General features: G+C 51.4%; 14 protein-coding genes and 1 pseudogene. 5 read left to right on the top strand and 10 right to left on the bottom strand.

Going from position 1 to position 17,021, the window contains the following annotated elements:
• Window positions 1-30: 30 nt before the first annotated feature.
• The 5 genes and pseudogenes from I2G69_RS08460 to I2G69_RS08440 all read right to left on the bottom strand — a co-directional run bounded on the left by I2G69_RS08460 (window position 31) and on the right by I2G69_RS08440 (window position 6,550).
• Window positions 31-1,677: a recombinase family protein gene (locus I2G69_RS08460; RefSeq protein WP_087229441.1), complete on the bottom strand. Its 1,647-nt coding sequence runs from the start codon at window positions 1,675-1,677 to the stop codon at window positions 31-33.
• 274 nt (window positions 1,678-1,951) lie between these two features.
• Complete coding sequence (locus tag I2G69_RS08455; RefSeq protein WP_087229603.1) at window positions 1,952-3,124, bottom strand: NAD(P)-dependent malic enzyme; 1,173 nt, start codon at window positions 3,122-3,124, stop codon at window positions 1,952-1,954.
• Between the two features lie 23 nt (window positions 3,125-3,147).
• Complete coding sequence (locus I2G69_RS08450) at window positions 3,148-4,101, bottom strand: L-lactate dehydrogenase (protein WP_087229444.1); 954 nt, start codon at window positions 4,099-4,101, stop codon at window positions 3,148-3,150.
• 709 nt (window positions 4,102-4,810) lie between these two features.
• Window positions 4,811-6,229 (bottom strand): annotated as a pseudogene (gene feoB, locus I2G69_RS08445) (ferrous iron transport protein B); the annotation flags it as partial.
• Between the two features lie 81 nt (window positions 6,230-6,310).
• Window positions 6,311-6,550, bottom strand: coding sequence for a FeoA family protein (locus I2G69_RS08440; protein ID WP_087229449.1), 240 nt, complete (start codon window positions 6,548-6,550; stop codon window positions 6,311-6,313).
• 101 nt (window positions 6,551-6,651) lie between these two features.
• On the opposite strand from I2G69_RS08440, the gene I2G69_RS08435 reads away from it, so the two are divergent.
• The 5 genes from I2G69_RS08435 (at window position 6,652) to I2G69_RS08415 (ending at window position 11,925) form a co-directional block, all read left to right on the top strand.
• Window positions 6,652-7,071, top strand: a complete 420-nt coding sequence (locus I2G69_RS08435) for a metal-dependent transcriptional regulator (protein ID WP_191362579.1) — start codon at window positions 6,652-6,654, stop codon at window positions 7,069-7,071.
• 214 nt (window positions 7,072-7,285) lie between these two features.
• On the top strand, window positions 7,286-7,897 hold the full coding sequence (locus tag I2G69_RS08430) for an HAD family hydrolase (RefSeq protein ID WP_191362578.1): 612 nt from the start codon (window positions 7,286-7,288) through the stop codon (window positions 7,895-7,897).
• A gap of 301 nt (window positions 7,898-8,198) precedes the next feature.
• The gene (locus I2G69_RS08425) at window positions 8,199-9,668 is read left to right on the top strand and encodes an MBOAT family O-acyltransferase (protein ID WP_087229458.1); all 1,470 of its coding nucleotides are present in this window, start codon (window positions 8,199-8,201) and stop codon (window positions 9,666-9,668) included.
• 14 nt (window positions 9,669-9,682) lie between these two features.
• Window positions 9,683-11,041 (top strand): DHHW family protein, encoded by a 1,359-nt coding sequence (locus I2G69_RS08420; RefSeq protein ID WP_195560637.1) that lies wholly within the window; start codon window positions 9,683-9,685, stop codon window positions 11,039-11,041.
• A 131-nt stretch (window positions 11,042-11,172) separates the two neighbouring features.
• Window positions 11,173-11,925, top strand: a complete 753-nt coding sequence (locus I2G69_RS08415) for an SGNH/GDSL hydrolase family protein (protein WP_195560636.1) — start codon at window positions 11,173-11,175, stop codon at window positions 11,923-11,925.
• Window positions 11,926-12,118: 193 nt separating this feature from the next.
• Here I2G69_RS08415 and purD read toward each other — a convergent pair whose 3' ends face one another.
• From purD to purM, 5 genes are read right to left on the bottom strand one after another with little or no spacing between them, the layout of a single operon-like run.
• Complete coding sequence (gene purD / locus I2G69_RS08410; RefSeq protein ID WP_191362574.1) at window positions 12,119-13,387, bottom strand: phosphoribosylamine--glycine ligase; 1,269 nt, start codon at window positions 13,385-13,387, stop codon at window positions 12,119-12,121.
• An 18-nt stretch (window positions 13,388-13,405) separates the two neighbouring features.
• The gene (locus I2G69_RS08405; RefSeq protein ID WP_191362573.1) at window positions 13,406-14,584 is read right to left on the bottom strand and encodes a phosphoribosylaminoimidazolecarboxamide formyltransferase; all 1,179 of its coding nucleotides are present in this window, start codon (window positions 14,582-14,584) and stop codon (window positions 13,406-13,408) included.
• Window positions 14,585-14,596: 12 nt separating this feature from the next.
• Entirely contained in the window at window positions 14,597-15,307 is a 711-nt protein-coding gene (locus tag I2G69_RS08400; protein ID WP_191406102.1) for an IMP cyclohydrolase, read from the bottom strand.
• Window positions 15,308-15,326: 19 nt separating this feature from the next.
• Window positions 15,327-15,953 (bottom strand): phosphoribosylglycinamide formyltransferase, encoded by a 627-nt coding sequence (gene purN, locus I2G69_RS08395; protein ID WP_191395799.1) that lies wholly within the window; start codon window positions 15,951-15,953, stop codon window positions 15,327-15,329.
• Window positions 15,947-16,987, bottom strand: a complete 1,041-nt coding sequence (gene purM / locus I2G69_RS08390; protein ID WP_195560635.1) for a phosphoribosylformylglycinamidine cyclo-ligase — start codon at window positions 16,985-16,987, stop codon at window positions 15,947-15,949. Before purM ends, purN begins: the two co-directional genes overlap by 7 nt.
• Window positions 16,988-17,021 lie beyond the last annotated feature (34 nt).

The raw sequence follows: 17,021 nt of genomic DNA, 5'->3' as shown, positions 1-17,021 counted from the left end.
ACTTTCGCTAAACAACGTATGGAATGTGTTTTATAGGGATTCTGTCCCATTGGATGCAAGGTCTAAAAACACATGCAAGTTTTTGCCGTCCCACACAATCCTCTGCACTAGCAAATGAATCAAGCTGCGTTTTTCCTGCACAGACAGCGAACGCAACAGACCTTTCAGGTCGGACAGGCTGCCTGCCAATCGTTCGATCTCTAAATGTAAGCCCGTGATGGAGTTGCGCTTCATTTGTAGCTGCTCGCGTTCCTGCAATAAGCTGGACCGTTCTTGCTCCAAAGCCTCTATCCGGTTGTTGACATGCTGTATGAATGCGGCGCCAACACCATCTTGTGAAAGCGTATGTACCAGATGGCTAATTGCATCGTCACACCTGTGGAGCTTTGTTTCAATACAAGCTGGAGGGTCCTCCCGTGTTTGCTTTTGTAAGTCCCTTTTCAGAGCTTCCAGCAACTTATAAATTCCTGGGCTTTCCTCCGCGAGATTCACCAGATATGCAAATACCATAGCATCTGCCTGTGAGCCGCTGATGTTTTGACAATCGCACAAGCAGACGCCACCGCGCAACTTATTGCCGCATATATAATCGAATTCACCGCCGGCCGTCCCTGGGTGGGAGCGCCTTTTGGCAAACATCCGGCTGCCACACTTGCCGCAAATAATCCTCCCAGACAGCAGAGAAGATTCATTATGTATGTTTGCGGGCTTTTTCCCAGTTGGAATGCTGTCCTGTAGGATGCCCTGGACCGCGACCCACTTTTTCCCTGGAATTTTCCCTCTATGCCGCCCTATCGCGACGATCCATTGATCCATAGATTGGCGTGGCGCATGTTTCTTTTTGTAATCGCGCTTGTTATAGGCAAGCAACCCATATCTGCCCTTACAGTCTTTTTCTTCAAAACAGACATTTGCATGTTGTGCGGTAAAGTAGCTGAAAGCCTCTTTATCCGCAATGCAATAGACAGGATTGTGCAAGATTTCTTTGATTCCGAGGAGGGAATACCACGTCCCGTTGCGGGATTGGATTCCTTGCCGGATCAAGTATTTGCTCACGCCGGTTAGACTATGTAACTCCAAATACTTTTCAAAGATCGTTCCCACAACCTGCAACTCGTCAGGAGATTCTTTCAACCTACAAGAGATCTTGATCTTCCCATCTACAAGCATCTCCTGCTGTTTTTCAGAGCGGTAGCCTGTTGGAGGCGTCCCTCCCAACCAGCGCCCTGTGCGGGCCAACATGCACATATTATCCCGCACACGCTCTGCAATGGTCTCACGCTCCAACTGTGCAAACACAGAGGCAATATACATCATTGCTTTCCCCATTGGCTTTGATGTATCAAATTCCTCCTTGATGCAGATAAAGGAAATATTTCGATCGTTTAGTTCCTCTATAAGCGCAGAGAAATCGCTGACACTACGGCTAATCCGGTCGAGCCGGTAACAAACGATATAATCGGGTTTCCTTTCCCGAATATCCTGCAACATGCGTTGGAATTGCGGCCGAATGGTATCTTTCGCGGAAAAGCCCTCATCCTCATAGATTGTTATGGCATCTTCAACCACATCTGGAAATTTAGATCTAATATATTGTTTGCACATTTCAATTTGGTTTTCGACGCTTTCCCCTTTGCCTGTATAGACGGATTTGCGGCTATAGATGAAAAAACGCAAACACTCACCCCCACAAGCTTATCGGACAAAGGCACTTGCATATCGGTCCCTCTAAGCTCTCTTTCTCCCTCAATCCCCTCCCTATCCCTGTAATTTCTCCTTCCCTATTTATATCCGCCCCTTTCCAGCTTGATGCCTATCCATGGGACCTTAACCCGTATAGAAACTGCACGTTCCAATGCAAGCCGAAGGGCCTAATTAAGAAAAAACGCGCTTACAGGTTCAATACCTGTAAGCGCATTTTTATGGATAAAACAATCTTTTTCTAATGCCATTAAATACGGGCTACGCCGGATGCACGAGCCGCTTCTGCGACTGCTTTTGCAACTGCTTTGCCAACATTCCGATCCAGCGCGCTGGGGATGATGTAATCCGGGGACAGCTTGTCGTCGGTTACAAAAGACGCGATTGCTTTCGCTGCCGCAATCTTCATCTCATCGTTAATGTCGCTCGCACGTACGTCCAAAGCGCCACGGAAAATGCCCGGGAAAGCCAAGACGTTGTTGATCTGGTTCGGGAAGTCGCTGCGTCCAGTACCCACCACAGCAGCGCCAGCCTCTTTTGCCAAATCGGGCATAATTTCGGGCACCGGGTTGGCCATCGGGAACAGGATGGGGTTGGGCGCCATAGACTTGACCATCTCCGGGGTCACGCAGCCAGGAGCGGATACACCGATAAACACATCGGCGCCTTTGAGGACTTCCGCCAAAGTCCCTTTGCGGCACTCTTTGTTGGTAATGGCAGCCATCTCTTCTTTTTCAGGATTCAGATTCTCGCGGCCCTGATAGATAGCGCCGTGGCGGTCACAGAGGACAACGTCCTTCAGGCCCATTGCAATGAGCAGGCGGATAATTGCGATACCCGCAGCACCCGCTCCACTGGTAACCACGCGGATTTCATCAATCTTTTTGCCAGTCAGCTTCAAAGCGTTGAGCATAGCGGCCAGTGTGACTACAGCTGTGCCATGCTGGTCATCGTGGAAAATCGGAATGTCGCAGCATTCCTTAAGTCTCCGCTCAATCTCAAAGCAGCGAGGTGCAGAAATATCCTCCAGGTTAATACCGCCAAAACTGCCAGCCAGCAGGCGGACTGTATTGACAATATCGTCAACTTCCTTGGAGCGGACGCACAGCGGAATGGCATCCACATCGCCAAAGGCCTTGAACAGCGCGCATTTACCTTCCATAACCGGCATGCCGGCTTCCGGGCCAATGTCGCCCAAGCCCAAAACAGCAGTACCATCGGTGACCACCGCTACCAGGTTCGAACGGCGGGTCAGCTCATAGCTCATGTTAACATCTTTCTGAATTTCCAGGCAAGGCTGGGCAACGCCCGGGGTATAAGCCAAGGAGAGATCGTCACGCGTTTCCAGGGGAGCACGGCAGATCACCTCAATCTTACCTTTCCATTCCTTATGCTTTTTGAGAGATTCAGCAGCGTAATCCATTGTTTTCCAATCCTTTCCAATCATTATATTTCCAATTGAGAAATAACTTGCTTCAATGCATCAGCACTCTTGTGCAGCAGATCTTCCTCATCTTTGGTCAGCGGAGGAACGACAGCACGGCGAATTCCCTGCGCCCCCACCACAAACGGAAGGCTCAGGCATACATCGTTAATGCCATACTGGTTGTGAATCATAGCGGAAACCGTCATCACCGAATCCGTATCCCGCAGGATGCACTCGCAAATGCGGCGAACCGAAAGGGCAATTGCATAGAATGTAGCGCCCTTCAAAGCAATGACCTGAGCGCCTGCTGTGCGGACATCCTCTTCAATTTCCTTCAGTTCGGTTTTCCCGCAGCGGTTGTTCTGATCACAAATATATGTACAATATTTGCTCATTTCCATGCCTGCGATTGTGGTCAGGGACCACGGGATCATAGAAGTATCACCGTGCTCGCCAAACACATAAGCATGAATATTCTTGGAATTAAGGCCCACATGCTCTGCAAGGCGGGAACGGAGACGTGCCGAATCCAACATGGTTCCGGAACCAAACACCTGGTTTTCAGACAGGTTGGTGTTTTTCAGGATAGCATACGTGATAATGTCCACCGGGTTGCTAACCACTACATAAATCGCATCCGGAGCATAGCGGGTAATCTGCGGCATAACAGACTTGATGATGTTCACATTCGCTTGCGCCAGATCAATACGGGTTTGGCCGGGCTTCCGCGCCAAACCAACGGTGACAATAACCACATCGGAATCTACTGCTTCTTCATAGTCGCCCGCATGAATATTTACCGGTGCGCAGAAAGGCGTTCCCTGGAAGATATCCATAGCTTCGCCCTTGGCCTTTTTGTCGTTGATATCGATCAGCAAAATCTCAGAAGCCATGCCGTCAATAGCCAACGTATAGGCGATAGTAGCTCCCACGTTTCCTGTTCCCAATATGGTGATTTTCTTGCCTTTTTTCATACAGTTTTACTCCCTTGAATAGTGATGCATGGGACGGTTTTGATCTGCCATTTGCAAAAATTCGTCTTCTCCATAAAGAGCATCCTTTCGATTTTTCCATCCGGCAAAAAGCTTTAACCGTCATCTGGGAGAAAGCAAAACAGAAAGCCGCCTTCTCCCCCATGTTAATATATTAAAAATTATACACGACAATCTCGCCTTTGTAAAGAATTTTCCCGAATATTCCACCATATTCGAGAAAATTCTTTGGCCAGTGTACATTTCCGAACATAGGCTTCACCCCAAACCAAATGGGACTGCATAATGGCGCCAAGGGCCTGCACGCATACATACTAACCCACGCTACAGAAAGGAAGGAGTTTCATGCGAAAAAACCATGTACAGAGAATCATAGGAGCCCCTCTCAGTGGAGAGGCCATCCGCTGTCTAATCAACAAGGTTAATGGGTTCTACTTTGAGATAATCGAGCGGAAGTTGAACCAATCCCGCCTTTCTTCCCGTCAAAAGATTGCCATTATCGATCAAATTCTCGCTTCTCTAAAGGCACATGAAGGAAATAACGCAAGCAAGTGATGTTTCCCATACGCCTTTTCCTTTGTTCTCATTGCCTATTAATTTCCTAAACCTACGTCCCCAATGTGTTTGGCATGTCCTAGATGCGCTGCGTCCTACCTCTGAAAGGATTTGTTTCCCCTTTGTGTGGTGGCGCAAATCGACCGTTGCACGGTACAAAGGAATTGGTGATCATCGCGATCAACCGTTCTCTGGGAGAATCAATGATCCGGCAGCCGACAATGCCTGCTGCGTTACATCCGAATCCCATACACATCGTTAATGCCTGTTTTCCGCAGGCATGCGCCTTTTTGAAGTACTTATCCAAATTAAATGCCACACGGGGAAGGTAGCCCAGGTCCTCCAATAAAGTGAACAAAGGGAAAAAAATAGCCATCGGCGGAAGCATCACGGATACCACCCAAGCCAATACCCGGTAAACCCCTTCCACCAGCATGCTCCGCAACCAGGCCGGCACGCCTATGGCTATGAACCCATCCATCAGACGGTCTTGCAACCAAAACAAACCTTCAGAAAGGAGTTCCGATGGATAATTGGCACCTGTGATCGTCAGCCAGAAGATCACGCCCAACAGAAGGAGCATGACCGGGAACCCCGTCCATTTGCTTGTCAAAATGCGGTCGATTTTTTGGTCGCGCAGCTCGCGCTTTGTTTTTTCATGAACGACTACGCCGGTGCAGACTTTTTCCGCTGTGCGGACAATGCTGGATACAATCTGGTCACGGAGGTCCTCCTGGGAGATGCCCCGGCTGTGTAAACACTGTTTTGCCTCTTGTAATTTTCGCACAATCTCTTCTTTTTCCAACAAATCAAACCCTAGCGCATCATTGAGGGAACGAAGTAGGGAATCGTCATGATCCAATAGACGCAGAGAGAGCCAACGCGCGTTCAAGGACTCCCCGCAGATCGTTGCCACAGAGGGCTGCAACATGGCTATGGCATCTTCGATGGGGCGGATATACGAAACTTGGATGGAAGATGGTGCGTCTTTGCCATCCAGTTGACGGCATACGGCGTCCATCAAATCGTCCAGCCCTTTGTGGGACCGTGCGGCCGCTGGAACAACGGGAACCCCTAAGCGTTCCGACATCCGTTCCAGATCGAGGCGGATTCCCTTGCGTTCTGCTTCATCCATCAAATTCACGCAGACGACCACCCGGTTGGTAATCTCCAATGCCTGCAAGACTAAATTCATATTGCGCTCTAGGCAGGTGGCGTCGCACACAACCACTACGGCGTCCGGATGCCCAAAGCACAAGAAGTCCCTTGCCACCTCTTCCTCCGCAGAATGCGCCATTAGGGAATAGCACCCGGGAATGTCCACCAGGATAAAAGGACGCCCCCGGTATGTACATGTCCCTTGCGCGTTGGTCACCGTCTTGCCAGGCCAGTTTCCTGTATGTTGGTTCATTCCCGTCAATTCATTGAATACGGTACTTTTCCCTACATTCGGATTCCCAGCCAAGGCGATCACACGGTCCTCCCCGCTCTGCCTTTTTATCACCAATCCCATATCCACCGCTTTGATTCCTGTGGACCTGCTGGTCAGCCCCAATTTCATCACCCCATTTGTCATTTGGATATACAACGGGAGGCGGGAAGCCTCTCCCCGCCTCCCGGCAAGCAGGCAGCAAGCTCATCCATTGCTCGCTACCAAAATATTGGAAGAATCCTCCGACCGCAGCGCGATCAACGCGCCGCGAATCCGATAAGCCACAGGGTCTCCTGCAGGGCTTTTTTGAACGCACTCGACCTCAGTCCCTTCAATTAGGCCAATGTCCTGTAACCTTCTGCGCATACTTCCTCTGGACAGCAGCGATGCTACACGCGCACGCTCCCCCACCTGTAAATTGGCCAGGGAATCTATCTGAATCATAAGTGTATTCACCTCAAAATAAGTATTAGGATGTGGAAACTTTCTTTCCTGCTGCTAATATATGCGCTATGGAAGGATATGTTCCAGGGGGAGGTGTGGGCATGGATGTGCCGTCCAAATTCCATACGCAAAAGGGATACGAATTGGCCGAACAAAATAAGCTGACGGCCGCCATGGAAGATTATTTGGAGATGATTTGCCGGCTAAGCCGGGAAGAAGGATATACGCGCGTCCATCTTTTGGCCAAACATCTCAATGTCAAGCCGTCATCCGCATCCAAAATGGTGGATCATTTGAAAGAGTCCGGCCTTGTCCAGGCGGAGCGGTACGGATGTATCCGTCCAACGCCGGAGGGAATCGCTCTGGGAGACTATCTCCTATACCGGCACAACCTGCTAAACCAGTTCCTTTGCTATATCAATCATTCGGACAACGAACTGGAACAAGTAGAGCGTATCGAGCATTTTATCGATGAACGGACCATCCGTAACATTGCCATTTTTTTGGAAAGCGCCCTGTAAATCAGATCATTCTTCGTTTTTTAAGCGGTTCATGCTATAATAACTTCACCGGGAATGGTTTTGTCAATGGCTTGCTGTTCCCCTTCCTCGTCCGATGGGAGGGCATGGAACCATGGTCGATCGTTCAGGAGTCCTGTTTTGGATAAGGTTCTTTGGCCTTTGATATGTTATAATAGACTGGATGGGAAAATAAATTGCTAAGGAGGAAAGTGAAATGATTCGAAATATTGTTTTTGATATGGGAAATGTGTTGATTGACTACCAACCGATGGAATATACCCGGCGTTTTTTTCCGGACCCTTCTGAAGCTGCTCAAGTTTGTACGGAACTCTTTGGCGGCCCTGAATGGCCACTATTGGATCAAGGGACCATCGAACCGCAGGCTGCTCTCCGCCAGATCTGCGAACGGCTGCCAGCCTCCCTGCGTGCCCGTACAGAAGAGCTTTTTTGCCACTGGTTCGATCAACTGACCATCATCCCAGAGACCAACGCGCTCGGCAAACAAATGAAGGAAAACGGATACCGCCTATATATCCTCTCGAATGCCGCCTCCAGCTTTTATCAATACTGTTCCTGTATCCCAATCTTCCCGCTGTTGGACGGCTGTATCGTCTCCGCCGACGAAAAGTTGGTGAAACCTGACCCAGCCATTTTTCAACTTCTTTGTGAGCGCTATCATCTAATCCCAGAGGAATGTTTCTTCATTGACGACCGTCTCGAAAACATCGAAGCAGCAAGCAATTTGGGGATGGCGGTTCATCAATATCAAATGGATGCGGATGCTTTACAAAATGCGTTGCGCAAAGCTGGCGTATCTTTGAAATAGTCCATCGTTCCATGCGGCGGGGAAAATGAGCGGACCCGCCGCATTTTTGCTGCCTAAAAATCCCTCTTAAATGCACATACGAAAAAGTCCACAATTTCATAAATAGGATGCTGAAAAGATTTTATCGTCTGATTTTTGAAAATAGAGTTCTTGCTGCTGTTCTTCCGATGCAAACATGGTACAATAAGAAAAGGTTAAGAAGAGGCAGGGCTTATAAAAATTTTACGGGAAAAACTCGTCTTTTTCCCTTCCAAATCCATCTATACTATATCCCCCAATTTACATGAAAGAGTTGTGATTTATGGTCTTCTCCAATCTGTTTTTTTTATTTGTTTTTCTTCCCCTCAATTTGCTATTCTACTCCTTGGCAAAAACCATCCGCACGCGGAACATCATTATGCTCCTGTTTTCCCTATTCTTCTATGCATGGGGGGAACCCGTCTATGTATTCCTCTTAATTGGGATGGCCTTCGCCGATTGGTTCTTCGCCCGCTTAATCCAAATAGGTAGGGATCGAAGAAGTCCTGCTTTAGCCAGAGGCGCTTTGATCGGCTCCCTGGTGGTCAGCTTAGGGCTTCTCGGGGCCTTTAAATATACAGGCTTCCTTGCGGAAACACTCCATCAATTGACAGGGTTTCCCTCCGTCATCCCTCAAATTGCGTTGCCGATCGGCATATCATTCTACACATTCCAATTGATTTCCTATGTGGTCGACGTGTACCGCGGAGAAGTGAAAGCGCAAAAGAAATTTTGGCTGCTATTGATGTATGTCAGTTTGTTCCATCAATGTATTGCTGGGCCAATTGTCCGCTACCAGGATGTCAACCAGGAAATCCTCTCTCGAAGGGCGACAAAAGCGGAGATCAGCCGCGGAATCAGCCGGTTTTGCACCGGATTGGCAAAAAAAGCGCTCCTTGCCAATAGCTGCGGCGCCTTAGCCGATACCCTGATCCTCTCCGATGCAGTTGCCTCAAATGCTGCTTCTCTTGCGCAAAATCTGGCCACTATACAAGCGCGCCCTGTGCTCTCCCTCTGGCTGGGGGTCTTTGCCTTCATGCTTCAGATTTATCTCGATTTTTCCGCCTACTCCGACATGGCCATCGGCATGGGACTGATGATTGGATTCCATTATAAGGAAAACTTCGATTATCCATATCTCTCCCGTTCAGTCTCCGAATTCTGGCGCCGTTGGCATATCTCCCTTGGCTCCTTCTTCCGCGATTATGTCTACATCCCGCTGGGCGGCAACCGCCACGGTGTTCCCCGCACCATTGCCAACCTCTTTTTTGTCTGGTTCCTGACGGGATTGTGGCATGGCGCCAGCTGGAATTTTGTACTCTGGGGGCTTTATTTCTTCGTATTTATCGCAGCAGAACGTCTCTTCCTTGGGAGGATATTGGAACGTATCCCCGTCATATTTTCGCATCTTTACCTCTTGATTGTCGTGTTCTTTGGCTGGGCGATCTTCCGTTTCCGGCAACCGGTGTTACTGAACGCCGTATTGGGCGGCATGTTTGGCGCAAATGGGAACCCGCTGACCAATTTTGAATTCAACACCGTTTTCTTGAACTATGTATTCTTCCTGATTGCGGCGGTGATCGCCACCACCCCCTTGCTCAAGGCTTTGGGGGAGAGGTTCTCTTCCGGCGGCCTACGGACAGCTTATGCGTATAATGCACTGCAAATGTTTGTCCCTCCGCTTCTGCTTTTGCTCTCCACGGCCGCCTTAGTGGGCAACAGCTATAATCCATTCCTGTATTTCCAGTTTTAAGGGGAGGTATATTCATGAAAAAGAATCTTTCCTTCCACTCTAGGAAAATTTTGCTTTTTTTCCTATCCTTGGGCCTATTGACCGTGATCTCATGGATCATCCCCTTGCGCCCAACCTATTCGGAGTTCGAAAAGCGGGAACTGACCAAATTCCCCCCTTTTAGCCTTCAGGCGCTCTTCGACGGCAGCTACTTCGATCAAATCGACCTTTGGTTCTCCGATACTTTCCCTTTTCGCGATACATTCATCACCGGCAACAGCTATCTAAGACAGCTATACGGGCTTCATCCGGTACAGGTGAGCGGGGATGTGGAAGAGGGCGATGCCATTCCCTCCGCGCCTTCGCGGCCGTCTTCCTCCCCGGAATCCTCTTCCGCACCGGAAACGGCCGAGAGCACTTCTGCACCAGAGGAACCCTCTTCCGCACCGGATGTTTCTTCGGAAGCGCCGGCCCCAGAAAAAGATGTCACCGGGGAGGTCACGCAGAGCCTTGGAGCCGTGCTGATCGTTGGGGACAGCGGTTATGAATACTACAACTTTTCCAAAGATGTAGCCGATCAATATATCGGGATGCTCAACCATACCGCGCAAACCCTTGAGGGCACAGCACAAGTTTACGACATGGTCATCCCCACCAGCATGGACATCATGCTGCCGGATAGTTTCCGGCAGGGCCTCAATACCTCTTCACAAAAGGACGCCATTGCGTATATCAGCGGTTCCCTTACCCCTTCCATCAAGTCGGTACAGATCTACGATACGCTAAAGGCCCATTCGGATGAATATATCTATTTCCGCACAGACCATCACTGGACCGCGCTGGGGGCATATTACGCCTATCGGTCGTTTGCAGATGTAAAGGGAATCACACCGTTGGAGCTTTCTCAATGCGAGAAAAAGGAGTTTAGCGGGTTCCTGGGAGCGTTCTATTCCGATACCAATAAGAATCCCGCCTTGGCACAGAATCCGGATACCGTGGTGGCCTACGTCCCCCCGGGGAATATCAAGATGCAGTATACCGACCGAAACGGCAACACATACAATTGGCCGTTGATCTCGGATGTGACCGACTGGGCAACCTCCACCAAATACAGCACCTTCATCGGCGGGGACAATCCTTACACCATCATCCAGAATTCCGACCTGACAGACGGTTCCTCCTGCCTGGTGATTAAAGAATCGTTTGGAAATGCCTTTATCCCCTTCCTAGCAGCCAACTACCAAACGGTCCATGTGATTGATTACCGCTATTGGAACGGCAACATCCAGGACTTTGTCAAAACAAACGGTGTGCAGGATGTCCTATTCTTGAACAACGTATCCGCTACCCGGAATTCTTCTCTGGTTGGAAAAATGGCCACCCTTACAAAATAATGGCCAGCATGTATATCCATTGATCGAGGAGTAAAAAATAAAAGCATCTCTAGAATTGCAAATAATATAAATAAGTTTATTTTCAATCACTTGACATTATCTAGATTATGATATATAGTATTAAAAACTAGATGATGTTTAGAGGTGCTTTTATGCCTAATAAGATCTGTGTATTTGGTGATTCGGTGGCAAAAGGTGTTGTCTTCGATCACGTCAAACAGAAATATAGCCTTCTTAAAAATGGTTTTGCCGATCAATTGGCTAATATCTTCTCGCTTTCTGTGACCAACTATGCAAAATTCGGATGTACGGTCACAAAGGGATTGGAACTTGTAAAGAAGCATCTGGACAAGATTCCGGACTATGACTATATCGTCTTAGAATTTGGCGGAAACGACTGTGATTTTGATTGGGCTGAGGTATCCAAAGCGCCAACTGCTCCCCAACGGAGCAAAACGCCATTGCATTCTTTCATCGGCACTTATCGCGAGATGATCCGGCTAATCCGTGAAAATGGCGGCGTACCTGTGTTGCTTTCCCTTCCCCCAATTGATGCGGAGCGGTATTTCCACTGGATTACACAGGGGTTGGATTCTGACGCTATCCTGCGTTTTTTGGGCGATGAAGCGCATATCTACCGTTGGCACGAAATGTACAATATGGCGGTATATCGCGTTGCAAACGAAGAAAACGTCCCGCTGATCGACATCACCTCGGACTTTTTAGAGATGTGCCACTATCAATCCTGCTTCTGTGCGGATGGCATCCATCCTAACGAGAAAGGCCATGCCGCTATCACCAAGCAAATCGTCCAATTTGTGCAGGCATCCCCAGAAAAAGCGCTGGCACATTCCCCCTCCGCCCAGTCGTTGGCCTGTGGTTGACCCGATCTGGCCGAGGGGTAGGAATTTTCTATCTTGCTTTTTTCCTCCTACATTCTTAATAAATCGAAGCACTCCTAACAGGCGGTTACACAAACGGCCCGTTGGGAGTGCTTTATTTTCATAAGTTCTGTACTCTTATCCACAAAAGCGCCGCCTGTACAGATAAAAATCTGCACAGGCGGCGCTTGGTTCTTTATTTTACAATTTTTCCAATATCATGGCGATAATGTGCGCCATCAAAATGAATTTTCTCTACCGCAGCATAAGCTTTCTGGAGCGCTTCATCCAAGGTTGCTCCCCTTGCTGTGATGCCCAACACACGGCCGCCGTTTGTGTAAAATTTGCCATTTTCCAGCTTGGTGCCCGCATGATAGACCACCGCGCCATCGACCTGTCCATTCTCATCCAAACCGGTGATCTCCAACCCCTTCGGGTACGAGCCCGGGTATCCGCCCGAAGCCATCACCACGCAGGCTGCCGCCCCATCGTACCACTCGATGGGCTGCTCTTCCAAGCGCTCTTCGATGACCGCCTGCATCACATCCACCAGATCGGTCTTCATTCGCGGAAGCACCACCTGGGCCTCCGGGTCGCCAAAGCGGGAATTGTATTCGATCACCTTCGGGCCGTCCGGCGTCAGCATCAGGCCGAAATACAGGCATCCCTTGAAGGGACGGCCTTCCGCCTGCATCGCACGGATGGTCGGCAGGAAGATGGTCTCCATGCACGTCTGTGCCATCTCCTCCGTGTAGTGGGGGTTCGGGCTGATCGTTCCCATACCGCCCGTATTCAGGCCCTGGTCGTTGTCTAAGGCACGCTTGTGGTCCTTGCTGGATACCATCGGCTTCACACATTTGCCGTCTGTAAACGCCAATACGGAGACCTCCGGGCCGGTGAGGAATTCTTCGACAACCACTTGGTTGCCGGATGCGCCGAACGCCTTGTCCTCCATGATCTTTTTGACAGCGTCCTTCGCCTCTTCCAGGTTCGCCGCAATCAGTACCCCCTTGCCCAGTGCAAGGCCGTCCGCCTTGACGACGATCGGGAACTGGTTGTTCTTCTCAATGTAAGCGACCGCCTCCTTGGGATCGCTGAACACCTCATACCGTGCAGTGGGAATGTGGTATTTCTTCATCAAATTTTTCGAAAAGACCTTGCTGCTCTCGATCTGGGCTGCCGCGGCATTCGGGCCAAAGGCCGGGATGCCCGCTGCTTCGAAGCGGTCCACCATCCCCGCAGCAAGCGGATCATCCGGTGCGACAAAGACCAAATCGATCTGGTTGTCCTTTGCAAAGGCGACCGCTCCATCCAAATCCATTGCGGAGATGGCCACACATTCGGCGTCCTTGGAAATGCCGCCGTTGCCGGGCGCACAATAGAGCTTTTCCACCTTCGGGCTTTCCTTCAGCTTGCGGATAATCGCGTGCTCGCGCCCGCCTCCGCCAATGACCAAAATTTTCATCTTAACCCCTCCGATGCATCAATGGTGGAACAGGCGCGCGCCGGTAAAGGCCATTGCAATGCCGTACTTATTGCAGGTCTCGATGACATTGTCGTCGCGGATCGAGCCACCCGGCTCTGCAATATACTGCACGCCCGTCTTATGGGCGCGTTCAATGTTATCTCCGAACGGGAAGAACGCATCGGACCCCAGGGAAACGCCGGTCAGCGTATCCAGCCAGGCGCGCTTCTCCTCGCGGGTCAGCGGCTCGGGCTTTTCTGCAAAGAGGTTCTCCCAAGTGCCGTCCGCCAGCACGTCCATGTATTCGTCGGAGATATAGACGTCGATGGTGTTGTCGCGGTCCGGACGGCGGATGCCCTCTTTAAATTTCAGGCCGAGCACCTTCGGATGCTGGCGCAGGAACCAGATATCCGCCTTATTGCCCGCCAAACGGGTGCAATGAATACGGGACTGCTGGCCAGCGCCCACGCCGATCACCTGGCCGCCCTTTGCGTAGCAGACGGAGTTGGACTGCGTGTATTTCAGCGCAATCAGGGAAATCAGCAGGTCGCGCTTTGCATCTTCAGGGATATTCTTGTTGTCCGTCACCACATTGGAGAGCATGGCTTCGTCGATTTTGACCTCATTGCGGCCCTGCTCAAACGTGACACCGTATACATCCTTGCACTCCACCGGAGCAGGCTTATAGTCCGGGTCGATCTTCACCACATTGTAGTTGCCCTTACGCTTCGTCTTGAGGATTTCCAGCGCTTCGTCGGTATAACCGGGGGCGATGATGCCGTCGGATACCTCGCGGGCCAACAGCGTCGCGGTTTCTTTGTCGCAGACGTCGGACAGCGCCGCCCAGTCGCCATAGGAGGACATGCGGTCTGCACCGCGTGCGCGTGCATAAGCGCTCGCAATCGGGGACAGTTCCAGGTCGTCCACAAAATAGATCTTCTTTTCCACATCGCTCAGCGGCAGGCCAACCGCCGCTCCCGCCGGGCTGACATGCTTAAAGGAAGCCGCTGCCGGAAGGCCGGTGGCCTCTTTCAGCTCCTTGACCAACTGCCAGCTATTGAACGCATCCAGGAAATTGATATAGCCGGGTTTGCCGTTGAGGACCTCGATCGGCAATTCGCCGCCGTCCTTCATAAAAATGCGGGACGGCTTCTGATTCGGGTTGCACCCATATTTCAACAAGAGTTCGTTTGCCATTTTATACTCCTCCTATTCCTGATTCTTGTTCACGATCCGGGTTTCTGTCTCCCCTGTCGCTAAATCGATGTAACGGGTAAACAGGGATACTTTATTATCTGCATTCAAAGCATTCCATACCATCGCGGTAAAGGCGTCGATGTCCCCTTCCAGCTTGACCTGGGTCGGCTCGCCCTCAAAAGATGGCAGCGGGTTTCCATCCCCCTCATAGGTATGGATGAAATGGCCCTCGCCAGCGCGCGGCGCATCGTAGTCAAAGAAATAGCGGCGGGTCGAGGATTCATCCCCATCCGCGCTCTTCAAAATGGAGAGCTTGTAGCAATTCGTCTCCAGCTCCACCACGCCCGAAATGCGCGGGGTAAAGTTCGGGCCGTCCGGCTCAAACGTCCGCGTGCGCAGCGCGTCCTCAAAGCTCTTCCCCTGCTGCAAAAAGTCATAGATGGTGTCCGTCTGGTCGCCGTTCGTCACCACAGTCGTCTTTTCCAAAACGCGGACGGGCGAATAGATGATGAGGGACGGGTCCACCATTTTGCTTTCATCAAAGGCCTTTGTCTTAATCCCTGCTCCATCTTGCACAAAGACACGGTTGCGGCTGTTTTCGCTGCGGCCCATAATGAAATACGCAATCACTGCATGTTTGCCATCCGCGCTGCGGCCCAGCACAATGCCGCGCCCCGGATAGGAATTGGAGTACAGCTCCTCCGCCAAATTCTTCGTTACCATGTTCGTTCCGTCCTTTCCCTTAATCCAAGATCCTGGTCCTGCCGTTTTCCACAACAATCTTTCCTGCGCAGAACAGCTCGACCGCCCGCGGCAGGAGCTTCCACTCCGCCTGCTCCATGATCCGGCGTTGCAGCGTTTCCGGCGTATCGTCCGGAAGCACCTCCACCGCCTTCTGCAAGATGATCGGGCCGCCGTCGCACACTTCATTCACGAAATGCACCGTCGCGCCGCTCACCTTGACGCCCTTTTCCAGGGCCGCTTCATGGACATGCAGCCCGTAGAATCCCGGCCCGCAGAAAGATGGGATCAGGGCCGGATGTACATTGATGATTTGATTCTCATATTGCCGGATGACCGTCTCGCTGATAATGGTCATAAAGCCCGCCAACACAACCAGCTGAATTTGGAATTCCTTCAGCAGGGCAAGCAGAGCGGCGTCATAATCCGCCTGCTCTGCAAACCCTTTGCGCAGCAATACACGGGTGGGAATCCCCGCCTTCTTAGCGCGTTCCAGCGCAAAGGCGTCCGTTCGGCTGGAAATCACCAGCGAAATGGCACCATTTTGTATCTGCCCGGTCGCTTGGGCGTCAATCAGCGCCTGTAGGTTGGTGCCGCCCCCGGAAACCAGAACGGCGATGTTTAACATAGGACGACGCCCTCCTCACCGGGGACCACCTCGCCCATGACGAACGCATCGGTGCCAGCCTCTTTGAGGGCCGCCAACGCGGTATCCACCCGGTCCTTTGCCACGGCGATGCACATTCCCACGCCCATGTTGAAGGTGTTGTACATCTCGCGGGTGGGAATGGCGCCCGTCTTCTGCATCAGGTCAAAAATCGGGAGCTTCGGGATCGAAGCGGTATCGATCTTTGCCGTCAGGCCGTTTTTGAGCATGCGCGGGATATTCTCAAAGAACCCGCCGCCGGTGATGTGGGAAATCGCCTTGACCTCGCAGCGCTCCAGCAGCGCAAGCACCGGCTTCACATAGAGCTTCGTCGGGGTCAGCAGCGTCTCGCCGAGCGTTCCCCCCAGCTCCGGTACATAGAGCCGGACATTCTCTTCATCGATTGCAAAGAGCTTGCGCACAAGGGAAAAACCGTTGGAGTGTACGCCGGAGGAGGGAAGCCCGATCAAGGTATCGCCCGCCTCCAATTTGGATCCGTCGACGATCTTTTCCCGGTCCACAATGCCCACGCAGAAGCCCGCCAGGTCGTATTCATCCACCGGATAGAAGCCGGGCATTTCCGCGGTCTCACCGCCGATCAATGCGCAGCCGGACTGCACGCAGCCCTCCGCCACGCCGGAGACGATCGCCGCCACCTTTTCCGGCACGTTCTTCCCCACAGCCACATAGTCCAGGAAAAACAGCGGCTTCGCGCCGCAGCAAACTACATCGTTCGCACACATGGCCACACAGTCGATGCCGACGGTGTCGTGCTTATCGAGCAGGAAGGCGATCTTGAGCTTCGTGCCCACGCCGTCCGTGCCGCTCACGAGTACCGGCTCCTTCATCCCGCTGAGATTCGGCTGAAACAGCCCGCCAAAGCCGCCGATCCCGGAGACAACGCCGGGGATCTGCGTACGCGCCACATGGCTCTTCATCAATTCTACCGCTTTGTAGCCGGCGGTTACATCCACGCCCGCCTCTTTATACCGATCGCTATAGCTGTTTTTGTTCATACGTTACTCCTCTCCGGCAACGCCGGTCTCACAA

The sequence above is a fragment of the Anaeromassilibacillus sp. D41t1_190614_C2 genome, from assembly GCF_015558525.1.
In the GTDB taxonomy this organism is placed as follows: Bacteria; Bacillota; Clostridia; order Oscillospirales; family Acutalibacteraceae; genus Anaeromassilibacillus; species Anaeromassilibacillus stercoravium.
This window is presented reverse-complemented; position numbering and strand designations above follow the sequence as displayed.

Bases quoted from the DNA above. Each gene is read 5' to 3' on its own strand.
- I2G69_RS08455 (WP_087229603.1), bottom strand. From the start codon at position 3,124: ATGGATTACGCTGCTGAATCTCTCAAAAAGCATAAGGAATGGAAAGGT.
- I2G69_RS08450 (WP_087229444.1), bottom strand. From the start codon at position 4,101: ATGAAAAAAGGCAAGAAAATCACCATATTGGGAACAGGAAACGTGGGA.
- I2G69_RS08440 (WP_087229449.1), bottom strand. From the start codon at position 6,550: ATGATTCAGATAGATTCCCTGGCCAATTTACAGGTGGGGGAGCGTGCG.
- I2G69_RS08435 (WP_191362579.1), top strand. From the start codon at position 6,652: ATGGATGTGCCGTCCAAATTCCATACGCAAAAGGGATACGAATTGGCC.
- I2G69_RS08430 (WP_191362578.1), top strand. From the start codon at position 7,286: ATGATTCGAAATATTGTTTTTGATATGGGAAATGTGTTGATTGACTAC.
- I2G69_RS08425 (WP_087229458.1), top strand. From the start codon at position 8,199: ATGGTCTTCTCCAATCTGTTTTTTTTATTTGTTTTTCTTCCCCTCAAT.
- I2G69_RS08420 (WP_195560637.1), top strand. From the start codon at position 9,683: ATGAAAAAGAATCTTTCCTTCCACTCTAGGAAAATTTTGCTTTTTTTC.
- I2G69_RS08415 (WP_195560636.1), top strand. From the start codon at position 11,173: ATGATGTTTAGAGGTGCTTTTATGCCTAATAAGATCTGTGTATTTGGT.
- purD (WP_191362574.1), bottom strand. From the start codon at position 13,387: ATGAAAATTTTGGTCATTGGCGGAGGCGGGCGCGAGCACGCGATTATC.
- I2G69_RS08405 (WP_191362573.1), bottom strand. From the start codon at position 14,584: ATGGCAAACGAACTCTTGTTGAAATATGGGTGCAACCCGAATCAGAAG.
- I2G69_RS08400 (WP_191406102.1), bottom strand. From the start codon at position 15,307: ATGGTAACGAAGAATTTGGCGGAGGAGCTGTACTCCAATTCCTATCCG.
- purN (WP_191395799.1), bottom strand. From the start codon at position 15,953: ATGTTAAACATCGCCGTTCTGGTTTCCGGGGGCGGCACCAACCTACAG.
- purM (WP_195560635.1), bottom strand. From the start codon at position 16,987: ATGAACAAAAACAGCTATAGCGATCGGTATAAAGAGGCGGGCGTGGAT.